This window comes from Cognatundibacterium jejuense, assembly GCF_014284255.1.
GTDB lineage: Bacteria > Pseudomonadota > Gammaproteobacteria > Burkholderiales > Burkholderiaceae_D > Undibacterium > Undibacterium jejuense.
Genome location: NZ_JACOFV010000003.1, coordinates 1 through 25,162 on the forward strand (window position 1 = coordinate 1; position 25,162 = coordinate 25,162).

19 protein-coding genes, 3 rRNA genes and 1 riboswitch are annotated in these 25,162 nt (G+C 46.2%); of the genes, 8 read left to right on the plus strand and 14 right to left on the minus strand.

Annotated features, from left to right (window positions below; all coding sequences use genetic code 11):
- The 4 genes from H8K32_RS04310 to H8K32_RS04325 all read left to right on the plus strand — a co-directional run.
- Positions 1-107 (plus strand): 23S ribosomal RNA (locus tag H8K32_RS04310); the annotation flags it as partial.
- A 210-nt stretch (positions 108-317) separates the two neighbouring features.
- Positions 318-430 (plus strand): 5S ribosomal RNA (gene rrf / locus H8K32_RS04315).
- Positions 431-681: 251 nt separating this feature from the next.
- Positions 682-794 (plus strand): 5S ribosomal RNA (rrf, locus tag H8K32_RS04320).
- Between the two features lie 186 nt (positions 795-980).
- Positions 981-1,229 (plus strand): YdcH family protein, encoded by a 249-nt coding sequence (locus H8K32_RS04325; protein WP_186911254.1) that lies wholly within the window; start codon positions 981-983, stop codon positions 1,227-1,229.
- Positions 1,230-1,318: 89 nt separating this feature from the next.
- On the opposite strand, the gene H8K32_RS04330 is transcribed toward H8K32_RS04325, so the two are convergent.
- The 10 genes from H8K32_RS04330 to H8K32_RS04375 form a co-directional block, all read right to left on the minus strand.
- Complete coding sequence (locus H8K32_RS04330) at positions 1,319-2,122, minus strand: DUF3025 domain-containing protein (protein WP_186911255.1); 804 nt, start codon at positions 2,120-2,122, stop codon at positions 1,319-1,321.
- A 5-nt stretch (positions 2,123-2,127) separates the two neighbouring features.
- Complete coding sequence (pyrC, locus tag H8K32_RS04335) at positions 2,128-3,222, minus strand: dihydroorotase (protein WP_246447125.1); 1,095 nt, start codon at positions 3,220-3,222, stop codon at positions 2,128-2,130.
- 203 nt (positions 3,223-3,425) lie between these two features.
- Positions 3,426-4,154: an amino acid ABC transporter ATP-binding protein gene (locus H8K32_RS04340; protein WP_186911256.1), complete on the minus strand. Its 729-nt coding sequence runs from the start codon at positions 4,152-4,154 to the stop codon at positions 3,426-3,428.
- Between the two features lie 43 nt (positions 4,155-4,197).
- Entirely contained in the window at positions 4,198-4,890 is a 693-nt protein-coding gene (locus tag H8K32_RS04345) for an amino acid ABC transporter permease (protein ID WP_186911257.1), read from the minus strand.
- A gap of 2 nt (positions 4,891-4,892) precedes the next feature.
- Complete coding sequence (locus H8K32_RS04350) at positions 4,893-5,645, minus strand: amino acid ABC transporter permease (RefSeq protein WP_186911258.1); 753 nt, start codon at positions 5,643-5,645, stop codon at positions 4,893-4,895.
- Between the two features lie 212 nt (positions 5,646-5,857).
- Positions 5,858-6,805: a transporter substrate-binding domain-containing protein gene (locus tag H8K32_RS04355; protein ID WP_186911259.1), complete on the minus strand. Its 948-nt coding sequence runs from the start codon at positions 6,803-6,805 to the stop codon at positions 5,858-5,860.
- A 226-nt stretch (positions 6,806-7,031) separates the two neighbouring features.
- On the minus strand, positions 7,032-7,925 hold the full coding sequence (locus H8K32_RS04360; protein WP_186911260.1) for an amino acid ABC transporter substrate-binding protein: 894 nt from the start codon (positions 7,923-7,925) through the stop codon (positions 7,032-7,034).
- A gap of 401 nt (positions 7,926-8,326) precedes the next feature.
- Positions 8,327-9,613, minus strand: a complete 1,287-nt coding sequence (locus H8K32_RS04365; RefSeq protein ID WP_186911261.1) for a Glu/Leu/Phe/Val family dehydrogenase — start codon at positions 9,611-9,613, stop codon at positions 8,327-8,329.
- A gap of 257 nt (positions 9,614-9,870) precedes the next feature.
- Positions 9,871-10,833, minus strand: coding sequence for a LysR family transcriptional regulator (locus H8K32_RS04370; RefSeq protein WP_186911262.1), 963 nt, complete (start codon positions 10,831-10,833; stop codon positions 9,871-9,873).
- Positions 10,834-12,708 (minus strand): ABCB family ABC transporter ATP-binding protein/permease, encoded by a 1,875-nt coding sequence (locus tag H8K32_RS04375; protein WP_186911263.1) that lies wholly within the window; start codon positions 12,706-12,708, stop codon positions 10,834-10,836.
- Positions 12,709-12,998: 290 nt separating this feature from the next.
- Here H8K32_RS04375 and H8K32_RS04380 point away from each other — a divergent pair, with 290 nt between their 5' ends.
- Together H8K32_RS04380 and H8K32_RS04385 are read left to right on the plus strand one after the other, a co-directional pair.
- Positions 12,999-13,427 (plus strand): acyl-CoA thioesterase, encoded by a 429-nt coding sequence (locus H8K32_RS04380; RefSeq protein ID WP_246447133.1) that lies wholly within the window; start codon positions 12,999-13,001, stop codon positions 13,425-13,427.
- A gap of 1 nt (position 13,428) precedes the next feature.
- Complete coding sequence (locus H8K32_RS04385; RefSeq protein WP_186911264.1) at positions 13,429-15,024, plus strand: alkaline phosphatase D family protein; 1,596 nt, start codon at positions 13,429-13,431, stop codon at positions 15,022-15,024.
- 147 nt (positions 15,025-15,171) lie between these two features.
- Here H8K32_RS04385 and H8K32_RS04390 read toward each other — a convergent pair whose 3' ends face one another.
- Positions 15,172-16,851 carry a long-chain-fatty-acid--CoA ligase gene (locus H8K32_RS04390; RefSeq protein WP_186911265.1) on the minus strand — a complete coding sequence of 560 codons (1,680 nt, stop codon included), beginning with the start codon at positions 16,849-16,851 and terminating at the stop codon, positions 15,172-15,174.
- A 534-nt stretch (positions 16,852-17,385) separates the two neighbouring features.
- Entirely contained in the window at positions 17,386-18,306 is a 921-nt protein-coding gene (locus H8K32_RS04395) for an NAD(P)-dependent oxidoreductase (protein ID WP_246447134.1), read from the minus strand.
- A 137-nt stretch (positions 18,307-18,443) separates the two neighbouring features.
- On the opposite strand from H8K32_RS04395, the gene H8K32_RS04400 reads away from it, so the two are divergent.
- Entirely contained in the window at positions 18,444-18,986 is a 543-nt protein-coding gene (locus H8K32_RS04400) for an acyloxyacyl hydrolase (RefSeq protein WP_186911267.1), read from the plus strand.
- A gap of 169 nt (positions 18,987-19,155) precedes the next feature.
- On the opposite strand, the gene H8K32_RS04405 is transcribed toward H8K32_RS04400, so the two are convergent.
- Together H8K32_RS04405 and H8K32_RS04410 are read right to left on the minus strand one after the other, a co-directional pair.
- On the minus strand, positions 19,156-19,599 hold the full coding sequence (locus H8K32_RS04405) for a DUF2147 domain-containing protein (RefSeq protein ID WP_186911268.1): 444 nt from the start codon (positions 19,597-19,599) through the stop codon (positions 19,156-19,158).
- A 147-nt stretch (positions 19,600-19,746) separates the two neighbouring features.
- Complete coding sequence (locus H8K32_RS04410) at positions 19,747-22,572, minus strand: valine--tRNA ligase (RefSeq protein WP_186911269.1); 2,826 nt, start codon at positions 22,570-22,572, stop codon at positions 19,747-19,749.
- Between the two features lie 273 nt (positions 22,573-22,845).
- Here H8K32_RS04410 and H8K32_RS04415 point away from each other — a divergent pair, with 273 nt between their 5' ends.
- The gene (locus tag H8K32_RS04415; RefSeq protein ID WP_186911270.1) at positions 22,846-24,924 is read left to right on the plus strand and encodes a tetratricopeptide repeat-containing diguanylate cyclase; all 2,079 of its coding nucleotides are present in this window, start codon (positions 22,846-22,848) and stop codon (positions 24,922-24,924) included.
- A 94-nt stretch (positions 24,925-25,018) separates the two neighbouring features.
- Positions 25,019-25,120: riboswitch (TPP riboswitch) on the plus strand.
- Positions 25,121-25,162: the final 42 nt, after the last annotated feature.

Genomic DNA, 25,162 nt, shown 5'->3' on the forward strand with positions numbered 1-25,162 from the left:
TGATCTCTTTAAAGGGTCGTTCGAGACCAGGACGTTGATAGGCTGGGTGTGGAAGTGCAGTAATGCATTAAGCTAACCAGTACTAATTGCCCGTAAGGCTTGTCCCTATAACCTTAGCAGGTTGTAGGCTACGAGAGAAATTATGAAGTGAATGCCAAAGAGAGTTTGGTACGAATCATAACCAGTAATAAATGAATCAAGATTAGTGCGAAAGAGAGATGAGAATCACTCGGAGCGCACACTCTACGAAACTTCTTCTGAATTGGATTTGCTGTGGGCTGCAGAACAACGCACACACAGTAGATCGACAAGTTATGCCTGATGACCATAGCGAGTTGGTACCACCCCTTCCCATCCCGAACAGGACCGTGAAACGACTCTGCGCCAATGATAGTGCTGCAACCAGTGTGAAAGTAGGTTATCGTCAGGCTCCAAATTGCAACCCCTCTCTGTGAAAACAGCGAGGGGTTTTGCTTTTATAAAAGTATAGATACGTCTTTTATAGATACCTATCTTCGTGAAGATGTGAATAAAAAATGTAAATATATGAATTTGGTAGCGCGGTCCTAACACGCACTGAAGTATTTGCAGAATAGTATTTGGCGGGTCGCACTCGCCCTACAAAATTCGATTTTTTGTATTTCTCAGAACAGCGAAAATACAATGAATCACCCAGTTATGCCTGATGACCATAGCGAGTTGGTACCACCCCTTCCCATCCCGAACAGGACTGTGAAACGACTCTGCGCCAATGATAGTGCTGCAACCAGTGTGAAAGTAGGTTATCGTCAGGCTCCATACACCAACCCTCGTTACTTAGGTAGCGAGGGTTTTGTTTTTATAGCATTTGAGTGCTTCGTCGAAAATTGATCGAGTATGATGATCAATTCAGCATGACCTTGATCTGGATCACAATTGACTTTGCGGATGCGAATATCATAGATGCAGCAGGAATTTTCCTCATCTATTCAGGAGTTATTATGCAAGTTGAACATCACCAATTGGCTGTTGATTTTCCAGAGTTCAAAGAACAAATTCATGACCTGAAATCGAGCGACGCGCATTTTGCAAAATTGTTTGATGAGTATGAAGCAACGGATAAGGCAGTTAACCGCGCTGAGAACGGTGTTGAGCACTTAGGTGACGTCGCTCTTGAAGCACTCAAGAAAGTGCGCATTCACTTGAAAGACCAGTTATTTCAAAAGTTGCAGGCAACGGTGAAAGCTTAATGCTTTAAAGAAAACCTGCTGCGAATTCTTGCAGCGAAAAATAAGCGTTCAAAATAAGCCTTCAAAATAAGCGGTCAATATTTGGCCGCTTATTTTTTTTGCCGTGGTGGACGGAAAACGCTCTGATCCGCGTAAAACCCGGGATTTTGCTCTTCCCACCAACCAGGAATACCTAACACTGGTAGCGGCGTGTAATCAGCGGTGGTCAATCCATGGGTCAACAATTGTTGAGATACGAGTTGGTCGATCTGCATCAAACTATTATCACGCGATAAAGCAAAGTGTTGTGGTTCAACTCTGAGTACCCAACTATGCGCAGTGATCGCCTTATATGGATTGACTAATTTTTCCATTAAGGCGTGACCAAAACTCCAAACTTTGGCGCAACGATCAAATTTTGATCGTTGTTGTACAAAAGCGGAATCCCATTGATGCAGACGTAATGCCTCAATTAAATCGTCCCCAGCTTCAGAATTTTCAACGACTAAAAGTGCTGCATTTTCATCAAAGATGGTCGCAGCGTCACGCGCAGGGCCGCGCGATTTTCCTATCCCTAGTGCGGCAATTTGTGCGGCTTGCAAGGCATTGAGCTGACGCTTAATTTCTGGAAAACTCAGCCATACTAAGGCATTAAAAAAATCATGCAGATTTTCCCGCGTGGGTACTTTGCCCGTCGCGTTAATATGCGCCTCATATGCTGTGCCTTCCGGTAATTCTTCTTGCGGAATAAACTGAACTGCTAGCCCAAGATGATTTTGCAATTGCATTTCACCTGCGAGCCGGTTCAGGCATGCACGCCAATCTTGCGCAGCGATCAATTGCTGCGCATAAGGGCGTACGGTATCAAACCAACGGGCAGACCAGTCTATCTGGTCAAAAAAACGTTCAGACATCTGGCTTAGGCGCTGACTGCCTGTAATTTCCAATGTAAGGTTTCACCGCTATTAAGTGGCACGATACTGGCATCGGCGAACGGTAACTCATCCGGCATTGTCCATTCCTGCCGCAGCAACTGAACTTTGTCAGTATTGCGAGGCAGATTGTAAAAATCGGGGCCATTAAAGCTGGAAAACGCTTCGAGTTTATCGAGTGCACCAGCTTGATCAAACGCTTGTGCATACAGTTCCATCGCGTGCAGAGCGGTATAGCATCCAGCGCAGCCGCAAGCGTGCTCTTTTGCACCTTTAGCGTGTGGTGCGGAGTCCGTGCCGAGGAAAAAGCGTGCGCTGCCTGATGTTGCCGCTTTTAACAAAGCCTGGCGATGGGTTTCACGCTTTAAGACTGGCAGGCAATAGTAATGCGGGCGGATGCCGCCTTTAAAGATCTCATTGCGGTTGTACAGCAAATGATGTGCAGTAATCGTCGCTGCAATCGCACCAGGCGCTTCTGCAACGTAAGCCGCAGCATCGCTGGTGGTGATGTGCTCAAACACGACCTTAAGCTCTGGCATGTCTTTGCGTAAAGGTTGCATTACGCGATCAATAAATACAGCTTCACGATCGAATAAGTCGATGTCTGAATCAGTGACTTCGCCATGAACCAGAAAAGGCATGCCGACTTCTTGCATGACTTCCAGTGTTTTGTAGCATTTTTTCAGATCGGTCACGCCAGCATCTGAATTGGTCGTTGCGCCAGCCGGGTAGAGTTTCACAGCATGGACAAAACCGCTGTCCTTGGCGCGTCGGATTTCATCTGGTGGTGTGTTATTGGTCAGATATAAAGTCATCAATGGTTCAAACTTCATCCCTGCTGGCAACGCGGCCAGGATACGCTCGCGATAGGCTGCGGCTTGTTCCGTGGTCGTGACTGGTGGCTTCAGGTTAGGCATGACGATGGCACGGCCAAATTGCGCAGCAGTGTGCGGTAAGACGCTTGCGAGTGCGGCGCCATCACGCAAATGCAAATGCCAGTCGTCTGGTCGGGTGATGGTCAGAGATTGTGAGGATGGTGTGGACATGATCGCTTTCGGTGTCAAATTCTCGATAGCCATCATTTTACCTTTCTGCACGACAGGCTGAAAGGATAAAAATATACTCCACCATAGTATGTAATTTTCTCCCATGTTTGATAATGACAAATAGGGTAAAAATTAAAAATATTGGGGGAGTATATTTAAAGACGGTGTGAAACCGCATCTACATTTGTCATCCGTGATGAACAAACGCAGAAACAGGTTTCACATTTGCTGATCCTTGCTTAATGCGCGATGATCTTCGCCAGGAAATCGCGGGCGCGATCTGAGCGGGCATTGGTAAAGAAATCATCTTTGGGACAATCTTCGACAATGACACCTTTGTCCATGAAAACGATGCGGTTTGCTACTTTTTTGGCAAAACCCATTTCATGCGTCACCACCATCATGGTCATGCCTTCTTGTGCCAGACCTACCATCACGTCCAGCACTTCATTGATCATTTCAGGGTCAAGTGCTGATGTCGGCTCGTCAAATAACATGGCGATAGGATCCATCGATAAGGCACGGGCGATCGCCACACGTTGTTGCTGACCACCGGACAATTGACCAGGAAATTTATCTTTCTGATTCAACAGCCCGACGCGGTCCAGATATTTCAATCCACGTTCTGTCGCTTCATCTTCAGAACGTCCCAATACTTTGACCTGACCCAGCGTCAGATTTTGCCGGATAGTTAAATGTGGGAACAGCTCAAAGTTTTGAAACACCATACCGATGCGAGCGCGCAGTTTGGATAAATTCGTTTTGGGGTCGCCCACAGAAATGCCATCAACAATAATCTCACCTTTTTGGAAAGGTTCTAAACCATTGACAGTCTTGATCAGTGTTGATTTGCCCGAACCAGAAGGGCCGCATACGACCACCACTTCACCTTTGGCGACTTGGGTGCTGCAATCAGTCAATACCTGAAACTGACCATACCATTTGCTAACGTTGTTTAATGTAATCATGTTATCTCCAAAATCTTTCAGGGGAATGGAATCTGACCCACTCCTAGCGAATAATCGCCACTTTTTGCTGTAATTTTTTAACCAGGCTAGACAAGCTAAAACATAAAATGAAATAGATGACGGCCACAAAGGTATACATTTCTACCAATCGTCCATCACGATGCGCAACGGCATTGGCGGAGCCGACAAAGTCCGGAATCCCAAGCACAGACACCAGGGAAACGTCTTGAAATAACACGATCGTTTGCGTCAATAAGATAGGAATCATGTTGCGGAATGCTTGCGGTAAAACGATATAAGCCATCGTTTGCCAGTAGTTCATTCCTATCGCATACCCGGCGGAAATCTGACCACGCGGAATCGATTGAATACCGGAACGCATAATTTCGCAGTAGTAGGCTGCTTCAAACAGAATGAAGGTAATCAGGCAAGATGAGAAAGCGCCAACTTGCACTGGTTCATGCGCCCCGATAATCCATGCGCCAATATACGGTGCGAGGAAATAGAACCAGAAAATCACCAACAACAGGGGTACCGAACGAATCAGGTTGACATAGGTGGTGGCAACGAAAGAAATAAGGCGATTGCTCGATAAGCGCATCATTGCCAGCACGGTACCGAGGATGATGCCACCCAGCATGGCGACCAATGTTAATTTAACCGTGAATAACAGACCTTCAAAAATCAAATGCTGCCAGGTGCGTTGAATCACATCAAAGTCGAAAGAGCCTAACATGATCAATTCCCTTTCACTTTAGCGGAGCCAGAGGTAATGAACCCCGGAACTGCGGTGACCCGTTCCAGCAAATTCGACAAGAGAATCGCAATGACGGAGATACCAAGATAGATCAGCGTTACGGCTGTAAATGCTTCAAATACTTGTGCTGAAAATTCTTGCATGGAACGGGCACTTTGCATCAGTTCAACCACAAAAATACTGGAAGCGACCGAGCTGTTTTTAATGATCGCCGCGACTTCATTCGTCAGTGAAGGAATGATGATGCGAAACGCCATCGGCAGCAGCACGTAAAGATAGGTTTGCGGCAAGGTTAAGCCAAGCGCAGTCCCTGCCATGAGTTGACCGCGTGGCAGCGCATTAATACCTGCTGAGACCTGGACTGCAACGCGGGCTGAGGTAAAGAAACCCAGACTCAACGCGGCAGTAATGAACGCCATATTGGGTAATGATTTGAGCCAGTCACCAAGTGCGGTTGGCACAACTTCAGGCATGACGAAATACCAGAGGAACATCTGTACCAATAAAGGAATATTCCGAAATAACTCGACGTAAGCATTGGCCGATTTTGCCATCCATTTATTCGGTGCCGTGCGCATGGTACCGATGATTGCTCCCAATACCAGCGCAATCACCCAACCCGCTCCCGCGGTGGCTAATGTCCATTGCATGCCAGAAATCAGGGAGTCAAGGTAAGTGCCCGTGCCATCTGGCGCATCCTCCCAGAAAATCTGCCAGTTCCAGTTGTAATTCATGTGTATCTCCTCACTACCATCTCTCGATTTGTATTTCTGATTCGCACTTCTGATTGTCGACTACTAAAAGATAGCACGCATGCCACCTTTTACATTCTGGTGAAAGTAATATTTCAACTATTCCAAATAAAAGGGGAGGTGAACTCACCCCCCGCTCTTTGATCATCCTTGAACCAATCAACAGCAAATGATGTGGCTCAATTCAGAAAAGATTACTTTTTCTTTTTCAGTACGGCTTTTTGCGCTTCTGGTACAGCTGCATACGCTGATGGCTCACCGGAATCAGTTGGTTTTGCAATGACTGCTTTAAATTGGTCAGAGATAGGCCAGTTCAACGTAATACTTTTTGGTGGAATTGGTTGCATGAACCATTTATCGTAGATGCGATTGATGTCACCCGAAGTCAAGATGTTACTGATCGCCGTATCGACTGCCTTTTTGAATGCAGGATCATCTTTACGCAGCATGATGCCATATGGTTCTACCGATAAGGCTTCTTTACTGATTTCGAAATCGGATGGGGATTTAGAATTTGCTGCCAGTGATGCGAGCAAAATATCATCCATCACAAACGCAGCAGCGCGGCCAGTTTCTACCATCAGGAAAGCCTCAGCATGATCTTTCGCAGGCAGAATATTGATGCCCAGGTTTTGATCTGCATTTAAGGTCGTTAATTGTTTCAAGTTCGAAGTTCCCGATGTTGAAACGACGACTTTACCGCGTAAATCGGCAAGCGATTTAATGTGAGCCGATTTTTTAGACAGGATACGGTTAGCGGTAACAAATGTTGTTGGCGCAAACGATACTTGTTTTTGACGTTCTAGATTATTGGTGGTAGAGCCGCATTCCAGATCGATAGTGCCGTTGGCCATCAAGGGAATACGTGTTGCTGAGGTTACCGGGTTCAACTTCACATTTAATGTGCTTAAACCTAATTGTCGCTGCACTGAAGTCACAATCTTCATACACAGGTCAACCGAGTAACCTTGATACGATTGCTTATCATCGAGGTAAGAAAACGGAATAGATGAATCGCGTACACCTAGAATGATGGTGCCGCTGTCTTTGATTTTTTTTAATGTTCCACTCTCTTGCGCCTGTGCTGCGTTACACGTCATACCAACACTGATCATCAAAACTAATGTTTTCAATAATTTCATACTGTCTCCAAAATTAAACGACGAAATTCGTATAACAGAGTGTATCAAAACATGCGATCTATGCATTCATATTTTAAAATTAAGTTGTAAGTAATTTTTAAGGCTTTCACACCCTTTTTATAACCATAAAAATCGCACAAACCACAAAAAATTATCAGTGTATGGCGTTACCTCATGGGGCGTACCATGCGATAACGCTATGAGCGGCTTTATTGTTGTCAGGATGTTAATCAGCAACTTTATCGCTAGGAAAACGAATGTTATCGCGCAATAAAAAGCCCATCGGCATATTCAAATTGATACCTTTAGGTGCAATCGGCTTTTTAAACCATTTGTCGTAGAGTTTTGTGACGTCACCATCGTTCATCATTTTTGCCATTTCTCGATCCAACAGATCTTTGAATGCTGGATCATCTTTGCGTAACATAATGGCGTAGGGTTCCGTGGATAGAGCATCGCCAACAATGGTGAATTTATCTGGATTAGCATTATTTGCGCGTAAGCCATACAACAATACATCATCGATCACAAAAGCATCGGCTTGAAATTTTTCTACCATCGAAAATGATTCTGCGTGTTCACTGCCTTCAAGAAAACGCACATTCAGTCCGCGCACTTTATCGCGGTCATTGAGTAATTTGACGGTCGTGGTTCCTTTGGTAGTGACAACTTTTTTATCTTTCAAATCGGGCCAATTTTTAATGCCAGCATCACTACGCACCACCATGCGAGCCGCAGCAAAAAAATGAGGAATAGTAAAACTGACTTGCTTGCGGCGTTCAGCATTATTAGTTGTCGAACCGCACTCCATATCCGCTTTGCCATCGATAATCGCAGCAATACGATTACTCGATGTCACCGGCAAGTAGTTGACCTTTAATTGGGGGAGCTTGAGTTCTTTTTTGATAGCGTCCACAAACTTAAGGCAAATATCCATTGAATAGCCGACAGGCTTACCATCGACCAAATAGGAAAACGGCACAGAAGATTCACGATGTGCGATTGTGATAGTTTGGGTTGCTTTGATATTGCTGAGAGTATCGGCTGCGCATGTAAGCGGAATTCCGAAAGCCAGCACGCAAGGTAAACTTGCCTTCAACCATTTTTGCACTACTTTCATAAGACCTCCGAGTTAAGTAGCTCAGGATGGTAATGACAAACCACTTAGTTGTTCAAGGGAAATTGCAATTTCTTTCAAAACTTTGTAAGGTAAATGTCGTATTTTTCTTCTTAATATAAAGACAAATAGTGTTTTAAATGAATTATTTATTGATAATTAGTTTTTTAAAAGTTAATTATTTTGTGTCGCATTTGCATCAATCCTTGCTATCAGAAATTGATTTTTTTGAAGCTTTAACGCGTTAAAAAAGCACCATTGTGTGTTTACGACAAATAAAAACGCCCATTAACCTAAGGTACTGGATTCGATTGAGTTCTAACTCAGTTCCAGCTTAGGCGATGGGCGTTGCAGTTACCACATTACATGCAAAAAAATTTGCTCGTGTGACTATGCTTTACAGATTATGGATACAGACCACGCACTTCACGGGCTTGCAAGACGCGTGAGCAACCGATGATAAACGCTGCAGTACGCAGGGATACCTTCTTGTCTTCAGTTACTTGCCATACCGATGTAAATGCTTCTTTCATGATACGGGTCAGACGTTGATTGATTTCGTCTTCAGACCAGAAGTAGCTGGAGAAATCTTGTACCCATTCAAAGTAAGAAACAGTCACGCCACCAGCATTAGCGATCACGTCTGGCACCACCAACACACCTTTGTCGCGCAGAATGTCATCCGCTTCTGGTGTCGTTGGGCCGTTTGCGCCCTCCAGAATGATTTTGGCTTTGATCTGATCCGCGTTTTTGGTGGTGATTTGCTGTTCCAGTGCTGCTGGAATCATAATGTCGCAATTGACTGACCAGAATTCGTGATCCGGCAATACCGCTTCAATACCCTCGAAACCAGCAACGCTACCTTTAGCTGCAACGTGTTCTAACAGTTTATTCACATCCAGGCCGTTGGAATGGAAAATCGTGCCGCCGTGATCTTGAACAGCAACGATTTTCGCCCCAGCTTCTGCAAACAAACGTGCTGCGATACCGCCGACGTTACCAAAACCTTGTACAGCGATTTTTGCGCCTGAGATGTTCAAGCCACGTTTAGCTGCGGCTTCAGAGCCTACTACAAATACACCGCGCCCAGTTGCTTCACGACGACCTAAACTACCACCGAGAGAAATTGGTTTACCAGTCACAACGCCAGTTGCGGTGCGGCCTTCATTCATGGAATAGGTATCCATCATCCATGCCATGGTTTGCTCGTTGGTATTGACGTCTGGTGCAGGAATATCTTTGTCTGGTCCGATGATGATACCGATTTCAGACGTATAACGACGTGTCATACGCATCAATTCGCCCTTAGACAGGGTTTTAGGATCAACACGGATACCGCCTTTGGCGCCACCGTATGGAACGTTAACCGCGGAGTTCTTGATCGTCATCCAGGCTGATAAGGCCATCACTTCCGACAAAGTCACGTCTTGGTGGAAACGCACGCCGCCTTTACCTGGACCACGGGAAGTGTTGTGCTGCACACGATAGCCTTCAAAATGGGCAATCGTGCCGTCATCACGTTCGATAGGCACATCCACCACCAGAATACGTTTTGGGCGCTTCAGCGTTTCTACCCAACGCGACAGGTTGCCGAGGTAAGGGGTGACGCGATCAATCTGCTCGAGGTAAACGGACCAAGGACCGGTCTCTGTCGGGGTAAGATAGGACGGGATCTGGTGTTGGCTGGACATGGTATCTCCTGATGATGTAAACAGAAAAGACAAAAAATGGCTTCTTTTGGTGCGTTATTTTTAAATTCGCACTAAAAAGGTGAGGCATAGTAGTCGTTCTGGTCATTGTTCAGCCAATGCTTTGTTTGCATTAATCTATGCAGGAATTGCATAACTATGAAAGTGGACCGACGACAAGGTACATCATGGGGGGCAAGCCGCCTGAGCCGTGTAATTCGCCATCACTATGCGGGTTGCATCCAGCACTACCCAAAGTACTAAACTCGCTTCGCTGCCCTGTGCGCTTTTTTATTTTCTGCGGTCTGAAGCTGTTCCAGATAATCCCATAATCGTGAGACGATCATTTTGCCGGGTCTTTGTAATGATGGGCGTTCGCGATAGAGGCGAATTTCCATGTTGACTTCCCATGCGCCGGTGCCGTCGTCGGCACGTGCGAGTTGTTTTTGTTTGATCTCACGAGTGACGGCGGATTCTGGCAAAAAGGCGATACCGCGGCCTTCGAGTGCCATCATTTTTAAGCCTTCTGCCATATCGGTTTCGTAACATTTTTCCAGATGCAAAGGCGTGCGGGTGTCGTTTAGAATCAGATCCACCATGCGTCCCAGATAGGCATTGTTTGCATAGGCTAAAAACGGTATCGGTTCGTTTTCATTACCGGGCAAAAGTAACTCTGGATTGCCTTGTTTGTCGCAGCGGGTGTAGGCGCGTAATGCTTCATGACCCATGCTGATCATGTCGTACTGACTTGCGTCGAGCAGTAAAGGCTGGCGCGGGTGGTGGTAGCACAATAAGAGATCGCAACCACCTTCGACCAAGGTCATGACCGCATCATGTACATTCAAAGCCAGCAAGCGGCTATGGATTTCTCCAAACGTTGCTTCCAGGCCCGTCAGCCAACGCGGCACATACGTGAGCGATAGTGTATGCGGAACCGCAAAATCGATCGTGGTCTGGGTAGTGGTGCGCTTACCACGCAACAAAGCGCGGGCGTTATTGATTTGCCCCAACATCGCAATCGCTTGTTCGTAAAACACTTCACCTGCATGGGTTAAACGGGTCGGATATGATGTGCGGTCAATCAGATCACTGCCTAACCAAGCTTCTAACGATTGGATACGACGAGAAAAAGCCGGCTGCGTTACGTGCCGTAATTCTGCCGAACGGCTAAAGCTATTGGTTTCTGCGAGTGAGACAAAATCTTCTAACCACTTGGTTTCCATTTACACCCCTGCTACTTGTAATTGCTCGTCTTCAGTATTGCCGTCATTGTCAGTAATGCCGGTTTGTTGACGTTCCCACATTTGTGCGTAAGCGCCCTGTAAATTTAACAGTTCCTGATGTGTGCCGCGTTCAATAATCCTGCCATTGTCCATGACCAAAATTTGATGTGCATCGACGATGGTCGACAAGCGATGCGCAATCACCAGGCTGGTGCGGCTGCGAGCAATTTCTTTTAACTGCGTTTGTATCATTTGTTCAGAGCGCGAATCGAGTGCCGAGGTCGCTTCGTCAAAAATGAGGATAGCTGGATTCTTCAGTAACGTACGCGCAATAGCCACACGTTGCTTTTCACCGCCAGATAATTTTAAGCCGCGCTCACCCACCATCGATTGATAACCGTCGGGTAGTGATTCGATAAATTCATGGATATACGCCGCCTTGGCAACGGCGACGATTTCTTCTTTCGTTGCGCCAGGTTTGCCGTAGCCGATATTGTATTCAATCGTGTCGTTAAACAGCACCGTATCTTGCGGTACGATACCGATCGCAGCGCGTACTGATGCTTGTGTTACCTGACGTAAATCCTGCCCATCGATGCTGATGGTGCCGGCTTGGATATCATAAAAACGGAACAGCAAACGGGACAAGGTTGATTTGCCTGAACCACTATGACCAACCACTGCCGTGGTAGTGCCGGCGGCAATTTTAAAGTCGACATCAAACAAAATCTGACGCTTGCTTTCGTAGCTGAAATCGACGTGATTGAAGACAATTTCGCCACCCTGTTGATGTTTGATCATCAATGGTTTGGCACTAACTGGATCTGCGATTTCCTGATTCTGATCAAGTAAGGAAAACAGTTTTTCCATGTCCGCCAGACTTTGTTTGATTTCGCGATAGAGCACGCCGAGAAAATTCAAAGGCATATACAATTGCAGCATGAAGGAATTGACCAACACCAGATCACCGATGCTCATATTTCCGTCTATGACACCTTGTGTTGCACGCCATAAAATCAAGGTCACGGCGGTGGCAATGATCATCGATTGGCCGGTATTTAATAAAGACAAACTGCTCTGTGATTTGACTGCCGCTGTTTCGTAATTTTTTAAACCCTGATCATAGCGTTGTGCTTCGTATTCTTCGTTACCGAAATACTTCACGGTTTCGTAGTTCAATAAAGAATCGATGGCTTTGGTACTGGCTTTAGAGTCGAGGTCATTCATGGTGCGACGGAAATGCGTACGCCATTCTGTGACTGAAATCGTAAACACGATATAGGTCGTGAGCGCGACAAACGTGATGATACTAAACCACTTATCGTAATGCGTACTCAGATAAATTAATACCAGCGTGATTTCTAACAAGGTCGGAAAAATACTGAACAGTGCATAAGCAACCAATGAAGAAACGGCACGCGTTCCGCGTTCGATATCCCGCGTCACACCACCAGTTTGGCGGTTCAGATGAAAACGCAAAGACAACGCATGGAGATGGCGAAATACCTTGAGCGCAATGTTGCGAACCGCTCTTTGCGTCACTTTTGCAAATACAAACTCGCGTAGCTCGGTAAAGACGGTCGTCGATAAGCGTAAAGCGCCGTAAGCAATGATTAAGCTAATCGGTAACACGACCATCGCGGCCGGATGCGTCGGTGTAATGGTCATACTGTCCACTAAGCGCTTTAACACCAAAGGCACGCCTACCGTAGCTAATTTTGCGCCGACCAACATACTCAAAGCGAGCAGGACGCGTAGCTTATACGCCCACAAATACGGTAACAGCGTCTTGATGGTTGCCCAATCACTACGTTGACGATTTACAGGTGCAGCGGGTGGCACGCTGTTGCCGGTGTTTTCTCTGCGATTGCGCATCGTAAGAGTCTTTTCTAGAAGTAGTTTATGATGTCAGCCCTGCTGGCAAAAGCTGGCGTACGTGTTCCGGGTAATTTCAGGTCAAAAGCAATGCGGTGAAAGCCTTGCTACAGGACGATCTTTACTTTGTTGATTTGCGAGCTAAGCTTGAATTTAAGCTTGGACTTACGCTTCAGATTGTAACCGTTAGCAGCGTCTGATGTGTACTGTCTGCGCGGTCAGCCTCTCAGGAATAGTTTTTGCATTGATGTTGCACCCAATTCAAATGATTTAGTTTTAGAAAGATAATGATGACAAACCATACCCAAACCACGCTTCCTCCACACATGCCTACTTTGCGTGTGATGCCTATGCCTTCCGATGCCAATGTGCATGGTGACGTGTTCGGTGGCTGGATTATGGCGCAGGTGGATATTGCGGGCGCGATTCCGGCTGCCCGACGCGCCAATGGCCGTGTGGCGACCATTGCGGTGAATTCATTTTTGTTTAAACAGCCGGTATTTGTTGGTGATTTGTTATCGTTTTACGCAGACGTGGTCAAAGTCGGCAATACCTCGATCACGATTGCAGTCGAAGTCTATGCGGAGCGAAACCGGTTGCAAGCTGATACCGTGAAGGTGACTGAAGCAACCTTGACCTATGTAGCAACCGGTGAAGATCGTAAGCCACGCCAGATTCCGCCTTTAGAAGCAATTGAGGCATTTTCCGCTGGCAAATAAAATGTGGTCGCGGCGTCAATTTTTGCAGCGGTCTTTACAACTTGGTTCGCTGGCAGCACTGGCACAGGCGTTTCCAGGCTATGCCGCTGAGAAAATATCCGGTGGTACGCCATCCTACCCATTTACTTTGGGTGTGGCATCTGGTTCGCCGCGACATGACAGTGTGGTGTTGTGGACCCGGCTGTTGCCTGGACCTTTGAATTCATTACTGTTGCCACCAGTGGCGTATAAAGTGCGTTGGGAAATCGCAGAGGACGAAGCATTTAAGCGCATTGTCGATAAAGGCGAAGCGATTGCTTTGCCCGAGCTGGCGCATAGTGTGCATGTGGATGTGACTGCGTTGCGTCCGGATCGCTGGTATTGGTATCGATTTATGGTGGGTGATGCAGTTAGTCCCTATGGTCGTACCCGCACCGCACCGGCAGTTGATGCCCAAGGGAGCAGCTTAAAACTGGCTGTTGCATCGTGTCAGCATTGGGAGTTTGGCGAATATGCAGCACACCATCATATAGCGCGGTCAGCACCGGATTTGGTGGCTTTTCTCGGTGACTACATTTATGAATGGGGACCTTACGATACCAAGCACCCACTAAAACCGCGACGCCGGGATATAGAGAGTTTCAGCTTAGCAGAATACCGTTCCCGTTATGCTCAATATAAAACCGATCCCTTACTACAAGAGGCACATCATGCCGCGCCTTGGATTGTGACCTGGGATGATCATGAAGTCAGTAATGATTACGGCAATGACAGAGACGAGCGATTAGACCTGAATTTCTTGCAACGACGCGCTGCTGCTTATCAGGCATTTTATGAACATATGCCTGTGCGCCTGCAACAGCCGACCACCACTTCTGAACAATTTTCCCATATGCGGATTTATGATCGCTATGACTGGGGACGGTTAGCTCGTTTTCATGTGGTCGATGACAGGCAGTACCGGTCTTATCAACCGTGCGTCAAAGCGGGGCAGGGTGGTTCCAGTATCGTTAGCCGTGCTGAATGTAGTGATTTGCGTGATTCTACCCGCACATTGCTTGGCACTGAACAAGAGCAATGGCTCGCGCGTGGTTTTGCCAGTTCCCAAGCGAAATGGAATATTCTGACGCAACAAACCTTGATGGCACAATGTGATGTAGGTGCTGATTTTCATACGCCAGAAGCAAAATTCTGGACTGACGGTTGGGATGGTTGCCCCGCCGGACGTCAACGATTATTGGAAGATATTCAAAAGCATCAGCCCGCCAATCCTGTCGTCATTTCAGGTGATGTACATACGTTTTATGCGGCAAATCTGAAGCGCGATTTTGATGCAAAAGCATCGGCGAGTAATCCGGTTATTGCTACTGAATTTTGCGGCACGTCGATTACGTCCAATTCACGCCCGCAAGAAAGTACCGAGCAAATTTTGGCTCGAAACCGTCACATCAAATATGGCCGTAGTGATAAACGCGGTTATATATTGATGGAAATTACAGAGAAAAAAATGCTGACCCAGTTTGTGGCGCTGGACGATGTCTTGAGGGCGGATTCGGGGATCAGTACGTTGCAGACTTTTGTGGTGGAAGATGGAAAAACTGGTGTAGTCACAGCCTGATATTTTACTGACTAGTTTTTTATTATAAACGCTAATTTCATTGATTATTGAGCGGATGCAACCCCTCATATCGATGCAACAACCTATCAGTGCAGCTAGCACCCGAACAAAATAAAATGGAAGGCGCGTTGCCTTCCATTTTATTTTTTAAGCTGCTTTTTTCTCGTCACGTAATTCACGGCGCAGAATTTTACCGACGTTGGTTTTCGGTAACTCCATGCGGAATTCAATGTACTTCGGTTTTTTGTAGGCGGTGAATTGCTCTTTGCAATAATCCATGAGTTGATCAACGGTCAGATTAGGATCTTTGCGTACCACAAACAATTTCACGGCTTCACCAGAATTAGCATCTGGCACACCGATACAGGCGCATTCGAGTACGCCTGGATGCAGCGCGACTACGCCTTCGATCTCATTTGGATAGACATTAAAGCCAGACACCAGAATCATATCTTTTTTGCGGTCAACAATCGTCGTGTAACCGCGGAAATCCATAATCCCGACGTCACCAGTTTTGAAGAAGCCATCAGCTGTCATCACCTTGGCTGTTTCATCCGGACGGTTCCAGTAGCCGACCATGACTTGTGGACCACGAATTGCGATTTCACCTGGATGCCCCAGTGGAACTGGATTACCATCATCATCAAGGATCAGAATTTCTGTCGAAGGAATCGGCATGCCTATGGTGCCGGAAAACTCTTTGGTGTTCGCCAGATTTGCCGTTGCTACTGGTGAAGTTTCAGATAAACCATAACCCTCTGCAATCGCACAACCGGTGACATGGAGCCACTTGTCGGCTACTGCTTTTTGTACTGCCATACCACCGCCACTACAAATTTCCAAGCCAGAAAAATCGAGCTTAGCAAAGTCAGGATTGTTCAACAGACCGTTATACAAAGTATTCACGGCAGGGAAAATATTGATTTTGTAATTCTGCAATTCTTTAACAAAACCCGGAATGTCACGAGGATTTGGAATCAACAAATTCATCGCACCAATGCGGGTTCCAAGCAAGCTGCATACTGTCAACGCAAAAATATGGTAAAGCGGCAACGCGCAAACGATCACTTTGGATTCGTGTTCATGCCCCGCCATACCAGGTGACAACCATGCGTCGTTTTGCAAAACGTTAGCAACAACATTGCGATGTGTCAGTGTCGCCCCTTTTGAAACACCAGTCGTGCCACCGGTGTATTGCAGAAAAGCTACATCCGTGTGCAAAATCTCTACAGGTTTAAAACTCAATTGACGGGCATCCGACAGCATTTTGTTGAAGCGAATCGCGGTCGGCAGCTTAAATGCCGGCACCATTTTTTTAACATTGCGAACAACAAAATTAACTAAGGTGCCTTTGAAACCGCCTAACATATCGCCCATACTCGCTAGGACAACATGCTTGACGTCGGTTTTGGCAATCACATGTTCCAGTGTGGTCGCAAAATTTTCGAGGATAAAAATCGCTTCGGCGCCGGAATCTTTTAGCTGATGCTCTAATTCGCGCGGAGTGTACAGTGGGTTCACGTTCACTACAGCATAGCCAGCACGTAAAATCGCCGCCATCACTACTGGATACTGCAGCACGTTAGGCATCATGATGGCAACACGGGCACCTTTTTTGAGGCCGCGCTGTTGCAACCAGGCTGCTACCTGACGCGACATCGTATCGAGTTCGCCATACGTCAATAATTTCCCCATACAAGCATAGGCATTACGTGCGGCAAATTTTTTAAATGCTTCTTCTAACAACTGCACCAACGATTGATACTGCGTGACATCAATTTCTGCAGGCATCCCTTGCGGGTAGGATTTAAGCCAAAACTTATCCATAAATTTCCTCGTCTCTGTTCGTTATTGTGTTTGTAATATTCGCTATTTTTACCTGATTTGAAAACTAAAAAAAAGCATGATCGTTCTTTTTAATGATGGCAGTATTCCAACGCTTGATGCTATCGCCTAAATCTCGTCAAGGCAAGCAATTTGAGCGCAAATCGAGGGTGTCTTCAGGCCTAAGGTGCAGTTTGTTAAATTAAAGAACCTGAAGTGCTATTTACAGGATGTTTCTGAGGCAAGATTTGCAGGGAATGCAGTTATACTATCCATCGCATCCAAATTATGCTGTTTTTGGATCCTTAAATTTCTTCTTCAAATGATGGCCTTCATGGATCATCTGCGAATTGAGAGAAATGGTATAAGTATAAACATTAAAAAATATAACATTAAAAAAGTGATTTTATATTTACTTGCACTCACTTTTCCTCAAAAAATTAGTAAAAATTTTCGATTAAAGCTTTGGTGATTTTTGATTCTTAGAACATCAATTTTTCGTGGTTTTCATTTTTTTTTAGAACTGTTTACCCCATTCTAAGGAAGTTGATTTTCTTGCTTTCCTAAGCGTATTCCTGAATTCCTATTTTCTAATTCAAGCAACGCCGCAGAATGATCGGCGCCCGGATGACTGGTGAGCAAGTGTTCAAAAATAGCGGCAGCTTGATTCGTCAGTGGCAAATCGAGCTGAAAACTCTTTGCTGCGTCCAGTATATTGCGCATGTCCTTGGCTTGTGATTTCACTTGTCCGCCAGGAGTAAAGTTACGGTCGAGCATGCGTTGGCCGTGTACTTCCAATATCCGGCTTTCGGCAAAGCCACCGCGCAAGGCTTGGCGTACAGCGGCAGGATCAGCGCCGCCAGCTTGCGCCAGTAAAAGCGCTTCCGCCACGATGTTGATGGTGCCGCCGACGATAAGTTGATTGCACAACTTAGCCAGTTGACCACTTCCAGGTTCGCCAACGCGTGTGACCTGACCAAAAACTGATAAGACCTCTTTTACGCGAGAGAAACTGATTTCACTTGCGCCGGCCATAATAGCGAGCTTGCCGTTTTGTGCGCCGATCACGCCGCCGGAAACCGGTGCATCGATGAATGCAACTGTTTGCTTTTCAAGTAAAGCGTGGAACTTAAGCGCTTCCGATTGTTTGGTTGAGCTCATGTCAATCACGATGCTACCTGTGCTTAGTACTGGTAAAATTTGTGTCAATACTTCTTCAACTACCGGGCCAGAATCTAGCATCGTAATGATGATATCGGCATGCCAACCATCGCGATTGACGGCAGCGGCAGCGGAATCAGTGACTTTTGCACCAGCCAAGGCAAGCGGCTGTGTTTTGGCTTTGGTGCGATTCCAGACGGTAAGTGGATAGCCCGCTTGCAATAAGCGCATAGCCATTGGTAATCCCATCAGCCCTGTGCCTAAAAAGGCGATATGTTCTTTCTTATGTTGCATCATCATCATTTGTTGTTGGCAGTTCGCGTTATTATCTCGTTCTTATGATAACGCTTTTCAAATGAAGTGATGTTGCTTGTGAAAATCGAATTTATGCTATTCTGTACCGCTGCTGTCTTGACAACTTGTAGACCCAATATATGAAAATCTTGAATCGAAAAATAATATTAGCTGGATTGGGATTGGCGCTGTTGCATTTGAATGCATCCGCAATCGATTCAGTATCAGGTGAATTTGCTTCCGGTAACCGTTCTCAATTTGTGCGTGCAGGTGCGCAATGGAACTGGGACAACCAATGGTATAAATCGAATGGTAACTTCATCGGTGGCTATTGGGATGCAACACTGACCCAATGGCGTAACAATGCCTATAAAGGTGTTGAGGGAGATACGCAGAATATTACCGATATCGGCATCACGCCCGTATTCCGCTGGCAAAACGACAACCGAAAAGGTTTGTACGGTGAAGCGGCGATTGGTTTTCATCTGTTTTCACATATTTACAGCAATAATAATCGTCAGTTTTCTACCGCATTTCAGTTCGGTGATCATTTAGGCGTAGGTTATGTATTTGACAGTGGCTGGGATGTAGCGTTGAAGGTACAGCATTTTTCAAATGGCGCAATCAAACATCCTAACCCGGGCGCAAACCTGGCTGTGATCAAAGTAGGTCATAGTTTTTAATAAAAAAACGGATTGAGTTTTGTGGCCGGCGGTAACCCGCCAAATTCCGATTCGCATTGATGAGCGGCGTGGGTTGGATCAGCCCTACCAATTACCATTTCGGTCGATAATAAAAAAGGGAGCCGCTGCTCCCTTTTTTAGATTATTTAATGATTATTCGTTGATTGAATTATTGTTCTCGCACCCAAATTTGTGAACGTCCCAAAAATGGTGTGCCTATATAACCGCGCACATTGAGTTTTTTGTAGTTTTCTACCGGCGTAATTTTGCTGCTGTATAGTTTGCCATTGCCCGGGTCAAGAATTTTCCCGCCGGTGTATTCATCGCCGTCTTTCTTCAAACCAAACAAAATCGTCATCCCGATAATCGGCTGATCTTTGTTGACGCCTTCACATTTGTCGCATTTAGGATTTTTGTCTGCATCTGGCTCAAGAAACAAGCGCTCGATTTTCCCTTGCAATTCACCGCTGTTGTCGATGATACGAATTAAGGCTTTCGGCTTACCTGTTTTGTCGTCGATATTTTTCCAAAGACCAACTGGAGAATCTTCGGCATACGCAAATGGCGCGAGGGCGATAGAGAAAAGGATGGCGATCAGCCCGAGTTTTTTCATGTTGTCTCCGTTGTTGATATAGTTTTTGTTGATGGCCAGTTTTTCTGATTTAGCCAGCATATTCGCTCAATTAATTGTACGTGGTGAAGCTGATCACCACGTACAAAATTTTAGAGCAAGTACTTTAACAACGGATGCAGTGCTGGCTTAGGCTACCGGCAGTTTTGCCAATTGCTCGCGCAGTTTGACCAATGTTGCAGAGAAATTCGCCATTCTTTCTTTCTCTTGTGCCACCACTGCTGCAGGAGCACGGGCAACAAAACTTTCATTGCTGAGTTTGACTTCCGCTTTAGCAATTTCCGTTTCCAGACGCGTAATTTCTTTGGATAAACGTTCACGTTCTGCTGCAACGTCAATCTCAACTTTTAGCATCAGTTTGGATTCGCCAACAATAGAAACCGGTGCCGGAGATTCTGGCAGACTATCCACCACATCCACTTCAGACAATTTTGCTAATGCTTGCAAATACGGAGCAAATGATTGCAGGCGTGTTTTGTCATCAGCGTTTGCAGCTTGCAACAACAGTGGAACGCGCAAGGCTGGAGACAATTGCATTTCACCGCGCAGATTGCGACATGCATCCGTCATGGCTTTCAAAGCATGCATCCAGGCTTCGGCAGATTCATCAATATTAGCAGCAACGGCAAGTGGATACGGCTGCATCATAACCGAGTCACCCGCTGGATTGAGTTGCTTTCCAGCCAGTGGTGCGACGGTTTGCCACAACGCTTCTGTCACAAACGGAATGACAGGATGAGCAAGACGCAGTATCACTTCCAATACGCGCAATAAAGTGCGGCGCGTTGCACGTTGCTGCGCTTCGGTGCCATGTTGAACTTGTACCTTGGATACTTCCAGATACCAGTCGCAGTATTCATCCCACACAAATTTATAAATCGCTGAAGCAATATTGTCGAAGCGGTATTCAGCAAAGCCTTTTTCGATCTCTGCTTCGGTGCGTTGCATCGCAGAGATAATCCATTTGTCTGCTTTTGAATAATCGAGATCAGCATCAGTAATATCAGCGCCAAAACCGCAATCTTTACCTTCGGTATTCATCAGCACAAAGCGTGTTGCATTCCACAATTTATTGCAGAAATTGCGGTAGCCTTCGCAGCGCGCCAGATCGAAGTTTATGTTGCGACCTAAAGATGCATAACTCGCCATGGTGAAACGAATCGCATCGGTACCATACGCCTGAATACCATCGGCAAATTCTTTGCGAGTCGCTTTTTCAATTGAGGCCGCTTGCTTAGGATTCATCAAGCCTGCAGTACGTTTGGCAACCAGATCATCAACCTTGATGCCGTCAATCAGATCGATAGGATCGAGTGTATTGCCTTTGGATTTGGACATCTTCTGACCACTGGAATCACGCACCAGACCGTGAACGTAGACCGTGTTAAACGGGATTTTGCCAGTGAAGTGCGTGGTCATCATGACCATACGCGCGACCCAGAAGAAAATGATATCAAAACCTGTTACCAACACGGAGGATGGCAGGAAGTGCTTCATGTCTGGCGTTTCTTCTGGCCAGCCCATCGTGGAGAACGGTACCAGTGCAGACGAGAACCAGGTATCAAGCACGTCATCATCGCGTTTCAATGCACCCGTGTAACCAGCCGCTGCTGCTTTGACCTTGGCATCTGCTTCATTACGTGCAACGAATACTTCACCATTATCACCATACCATGCCGGGATTTGATGACCCCACCACAATTGGCGTGAGATGCACCAGTCTTGGATATTGTTGAGCCATTGGTTGTAGGTATTAGTCCAATTTTCCGGTACGAATTTGATTTCACCGGAAGCGACTTTTTCAAGCGCTACTTCAGCAATCGATTTACCAGGGAAGTGCGTCCCTTCTGGCGCTGGCTTACTCATCGCCATAAACCATTGATCGGTCAGCATCGGTTCGATAATGACATTCGTACGATCACCACGTGGCACCATCAGTTTATGTGGCTTAACTTCTGCCAGCAAACCTTGTGCATCGAGATCGGCAACGATTTGTTTGCGTGCAACGAAACGATCCATGCCTTGATAAACGGCTGGTGCATTTTCATTGATCTTTGCATCCAGTGTCATGATGCAAATCACCTCTAACTGGTGGCGTTGACCAACAGCATAGTCATTTAGATCATGCGCAGGCGTAATCTTGACGCAACCAGTGCCAAATTCTTTATCGACATAGCTGTCAGCGATGATAGGAATTTCACGATCTGTCAGCGGCAATTTCAGCATCTTGCCAACCAAATGCATGTAACGTTCATCCGTCGGATCAACTGCCACCGCAACGTCGCCCAGCAGAGTTTCCGGACGGGTGGTGGCGACGGTCAGATGTCCGCTGCCATCCGCGTAGGGGTAGCGGATATGCCACATAAAGCCATCTTCTTCTTCCGATACCACTTCCAGATCAGAAACTGCGGTGCCGAGTACCGGATCCCAGTTGACCAGACGCTTACCGCGGTAGATCAAGCCTTGTTCTACTAAGCGAACAAAAACTTCAGTCACTGCGGTAGAACGTTCAGCATCCATCGTGAAATATTCACGATCCCAGTCGGCTGACGCGCCCATGCGGCGCATCTGGCTGGTAATCGTGGAGCCGGATTTTTCTTTCCACTCCCAGACTTTTTCTAAGAATTTTTCACGACCAAGGTCATGGCGCGAAATTTTCTGTGCATCGAGTTGGCGTTCAACGACGATTTGGGTGGCAATACCAGCATGATCAGTGCCCGGTACCCACGCCGTGTTGTAACCACGCATGCGGTAGTAGCGAGTCAAACCATCCATAATCGTCTGGTTGAACGCGTGCCCCATGTGCAGCGTGCCAGTCACGTTTGGTGGCGGTAGCAGGATAGAGAAAGATGGTTTGCCATCGTCCATGCTGGCTGCGAAATAGCCGCGTTGCTCCCATTCAGAGCGCCAATATTGTTCGATTTCTGCTGGTTCGAAAGACTTCGCTAGTTCCATGATGATCTGTGATGAGTGTGCTAAACCATTGATTATAAATGACTGAGCAGTGGTTGACGCCGCTATCGCCGGGGATTTCTGGTAAAAAATATTTCAGGTCTGTGGGACTTTAGCTACTTTTTTTCAATCACATAAATGAAAATCTTGTATTTGCTGTCATTTTTTTCAACTTTCCTTATATAGTGTTAGGATGAACAACAAATTCATTGTCACTCCTTTGTTGTTAAAATTATTATTGAATCTATCGCCAAATTTACTGCCAAATTGATACCTATGGTGAATAAAAAGTTGCTGGCTATCGTACGTTTCTACGTGTGCACATTGGTGGGAGTGATGTTGCTTGGACATAGTGCCTACGCGAACGAGGCATTTGAAAAGGAGCAAATAGCCAGCATTCTGACCTTAGGCGATAGTGATAACACCGAGGCGTTGAAGCGCCTGATGGCGGTCAAAGAGCAGCAAAGCGCTGCAACCCCGGTGCAGATTCGACTGCAAACTCTTGAGGTATTGGTCAGTCTTTATTATGATGCTGGAAAAATTAAGTCCAGCGAAGCGACGATTAACGAGCTCCTTGCTCTTGCAACAGCAGAAAAAGATGTTGAAGGTATCGGTATCGCCAATATTATGGCGGCATATAAGTTGATCGAAGATGGCAAACCGCAAGAAGCTCTCAATAAACTCAACCTGATCGACAGTTCTTTGCAACCGGATGCATCCGCCGAGCTGAAAATGCGTCTGGATAGTGCCTTGGGAACTGCCAGTTATGTCCTCGGAAATTTTGATTCGTCATTGCGATATTTCCTGGAGGCGCTGAAGCTCACGGATGAATTGCCTGAGCGCAAAGTGGAAAATCGCATTCGCCGGCTTGATTCCATCGCAAAATTGTACATCAACATGAAAGATCCAGAGAAGGCACTGGCAACCGTTGATGAGGCATTAGAAATTTCTCCACTGGCGCGTGCTCCCAAGATTTTGGCATCATTGAGTCTAAGCCAAGGGATTGCCTATGCGAACTTGAATCAAGATGCTAAAGCTGTTGAGGCATATAAACGGGCATTAAAAATAGCTCGCGAAGCGGGCATGGCTACCTTTGAAGTGATTTGCCTGATTGATATCAGTGATCATTATTTGACGACGAATGAATATAAGAAAGCCGAAGAGTTCGCTAGGCTCAGCCTTAAGCGTGCTGAGGCTCTTGGTGATAAGGGCTCAATCGACATCGCTAAAATTAATTTGGGTTTTTCACTGGCTGGGCAAGGACGGATCGCAAGTGGGGTTGAATTAGTCAATGGTGTGATACATGATTTCCTGCAATCCGGACGCAAGACGGATGCAGAAAGCGTTATCGGTGAACTAGCCAATATGTACGAAAAGGCTGGTATGTACAAAGAGGCATTAGCAACGCTGCGTCAACAGCAGAGCTTAAGTAACGAGTTATTCAGCGCCGATCGCTCAAAAGCAGTTGCAGGCTTGCAAGAGCAATTCAATGCCAAACAGCGACAAAAACAAATTGAATTGTTGGGCAAAGAAAATGCCTTAAAAGATGCGGATATCCGCAATCATAGCCTGCAACAAGTCATCACTATGTTGGGGGCTATGGTGACGGTGATGGTTGGTATCTTCATCTACTTGCTTTATCGACGTGTCCAGCGCATCAATCAACAATTACGTGAAGCGAATAGCCAATTAGAATTCCATGCGATACGTGATCCTCTGACTGGATTGTATAACCGTCGTTCTTTTGTTGAATTGATGAAAACCAGGAGCGTACAACTTGAAGCAGACAGACGAGAAGAGAGAGAAGGCAATCCTGACTGTCTGATTTTGCTTGATATCGATCACTTCAAGCACATTAATGACACCCTAGGTCATGCAGCAGGGGATGCAGTACTGATTCAGGTAGCACAACGATTGCGTAAGGTTGTACGCGACACAGATATGGTGTTACGCTGGGGCGGTGAGGAATTTTTAGTCTATTCTCCAAAATCCAATCCTTCACAAATTGCTGGATTGGTCGATCGCGTCTTACAGTCGGTCGGTGGGACGAGTATCGTTGCTGGAGATCATGAAGTTCAGGTGACCATGACTGCCGGATTTATTTCACTACCATTTTCAGATATTTCTGAATTGAAATTAGATTGGGAGAAAGCCTTACAAATCGCCGATATGGCACTGTACCTGGGTAAGGCAAATGGTCGTAATCGTGGCTATGGTATTGCCAAAATTATGGTCGATTCCGAATCTGCATTGCCATTCTTAGAAGAAGATCTGGCCGCTGCCGTGAGTTCAGGGATGGTGGAATTGATCGAAGTTGTTGGCCCTGCTAAATTAGATTTGCCTGTTTCAAAATAAATGTTCTTGCATAATCTTTTTCTCAGAATCATGAGATAGCGCTATAATGCCGCCACAAACGCAGAGTTACCAATCATCGTAGCGCTGCCAAGTTAAACAATGCTAGGGGTCCTGATATCAATGTTGATATCGGGTGAGAAATACCCTCGAACCTGATCTGGATAATGCCAGCGAAGGGAAGCCGCTAAAAATCGTGCCAGTGTCGTGTTTTGTGTTTGCCGTACCCGACATCCCGCGC

What these genes read in the sequence shown, in the direction of transcription:
- pyrC (WP_246447125.1), bottom strand. Translation starts at nt 3,222, where the DNA reads ATGATGGCTATCGAGAATTTGACACCGAAAGCGATCATGTCCACACCA.
- H8K32_RS04390 (WP_186911265.1), bottom strand. Translation starts at nt 16,851, where the DNA reads ATGGATAAGTTTTGGCTTAAATCCTACCCGCAAGGGATGCCTGCAGAA.
- H8K32_RS04340 (WP_186911256.1), bottom strand. Translation starts at nt 4,154, where the DNA reads ATGATTACATTAAACAACGTTAGCAAATGGTATGGTCAGTTTCAGGTA.
- H8K32_RS04360 (WP_186911260.1), bottom strand. Translation starts at nt 7,925, where the DNA reads ATGAAAGTAGTGCAAAAATGGTTGAAGGCAAGTTTACCTTGCGTGCTG.
- H8K32_RS04385 (WP_186911264.1), top strand. Translation starts at nt 13,429, where the DNA reads ATGTGGTCGCGGCGTCAATTTTTGCAGCGGTCTTTACAACTTGGTTCG.
- H8K32_RS04405 (WP_186911268.1), bottom strand. Translation starts at nt 19,599, where the DNA reads ATGAAAAAACTCGGGCTGATCGCCATCCTTTTCTCTATCGCCCTCGCG.
- H8K32_RS04370 (WP_186911262.1), bottom strand. Translation starts at nt 10,833, where the DNA reads ATGGAAACCAAGTGGTTAGAAGATTTTGTCTCACTCGCAGAAACCAAT.
- H8K32_RS04325 (WP_186911254.1), top strand. Translation starts at nt 981, where the DNA reads ATGCAAGTTGAACATCACCAATTGGCTGTTGATTTTCCAGAGTTCAAA.
- H8K32_RS04365 (WP_186911261.1), bottom strand. Translation starts at nt 9,613, where the DNA reads ATGTCCAGCCAACACCAGATCCCGTCCTATCTTACCCCGACAGAGACC.
- H8K32_RS04355 (WP_186911259.1), bottom strand. Translation starts at nt 6,805, where the DNA reads ATGAAATTATTGAAAACATTAGTTTTGATGATCAGTGTTGGTATGACG.
- H8K32_RS04410 (WP_186911269.1), bottom strand. Translation starts at nt 22,572, where the DNA reads ATGGAACTAGCGAAGTCTTTCGAACCAGCAGAAATCGAACAATATTGG.
- H8K32_RS04415 (WP_186911270.1), top strand. Translation starts at nt 22,846, where the DNA reads ATGGTGAATAAAAAGTTGCTGGCTATCGTACGTTTCTACGTGTGCACA.
- H8K32_RS04380 (WP_246447133.1), top strand. Translation starts at nt 12,999, where the DNA reads ATGACAAACCATACCCAAACCACGCTTCCTCCACACATGCCTACTTTG.
- H8K32_RS04400 (WP_186911267.1), top strand. Translation starts at nt 18,444, where the DNA reads ATGAAAATCTTGAATCGAAAAATAATATTAGCTGGATTGGGATTGGCG.
- H8K32_RS04330 (WP_186911255.1), bottom strand. Translation starts at nt 2,122, where the DNA reads ATGTCTGAACGTTTTTTTGACCAGATAGACTGGTCTGCCCGTTGGTTT.
- H8K32_RS04375 (WP_186911263.1), bottom strand. Translation starts at nt 12,708, where the DNA reads ATGCGCAATCGCAGAGAAAACACCGGCAACAGCGTGCCACCCGCTGCA.
- H8K32_RS04350 (WP_186911258.1), bottom strand. Translation starts at nt 5,645, where the DNA reads ATGAATTACAACTGGAACTGGCAGATTTTCTGGGAGGATGCGCCAGAT.
- H8K32_RS04345 (WP_186911257.1), bottom strand. Translation starts at nt 4,890, where the DNA reads ATGTTAGGCTCTTTCGACTTTGATGTGATTCAACGCACCTGGCAGCAT.
- H8K32_RS04395 (WP_246447134.1), bottom strand. Translation starts at nt 18,306, where the DNA reads ATGATGCAACATAAGAAAGAACATATCGCCTTTTTAGGCACAGGGCTG.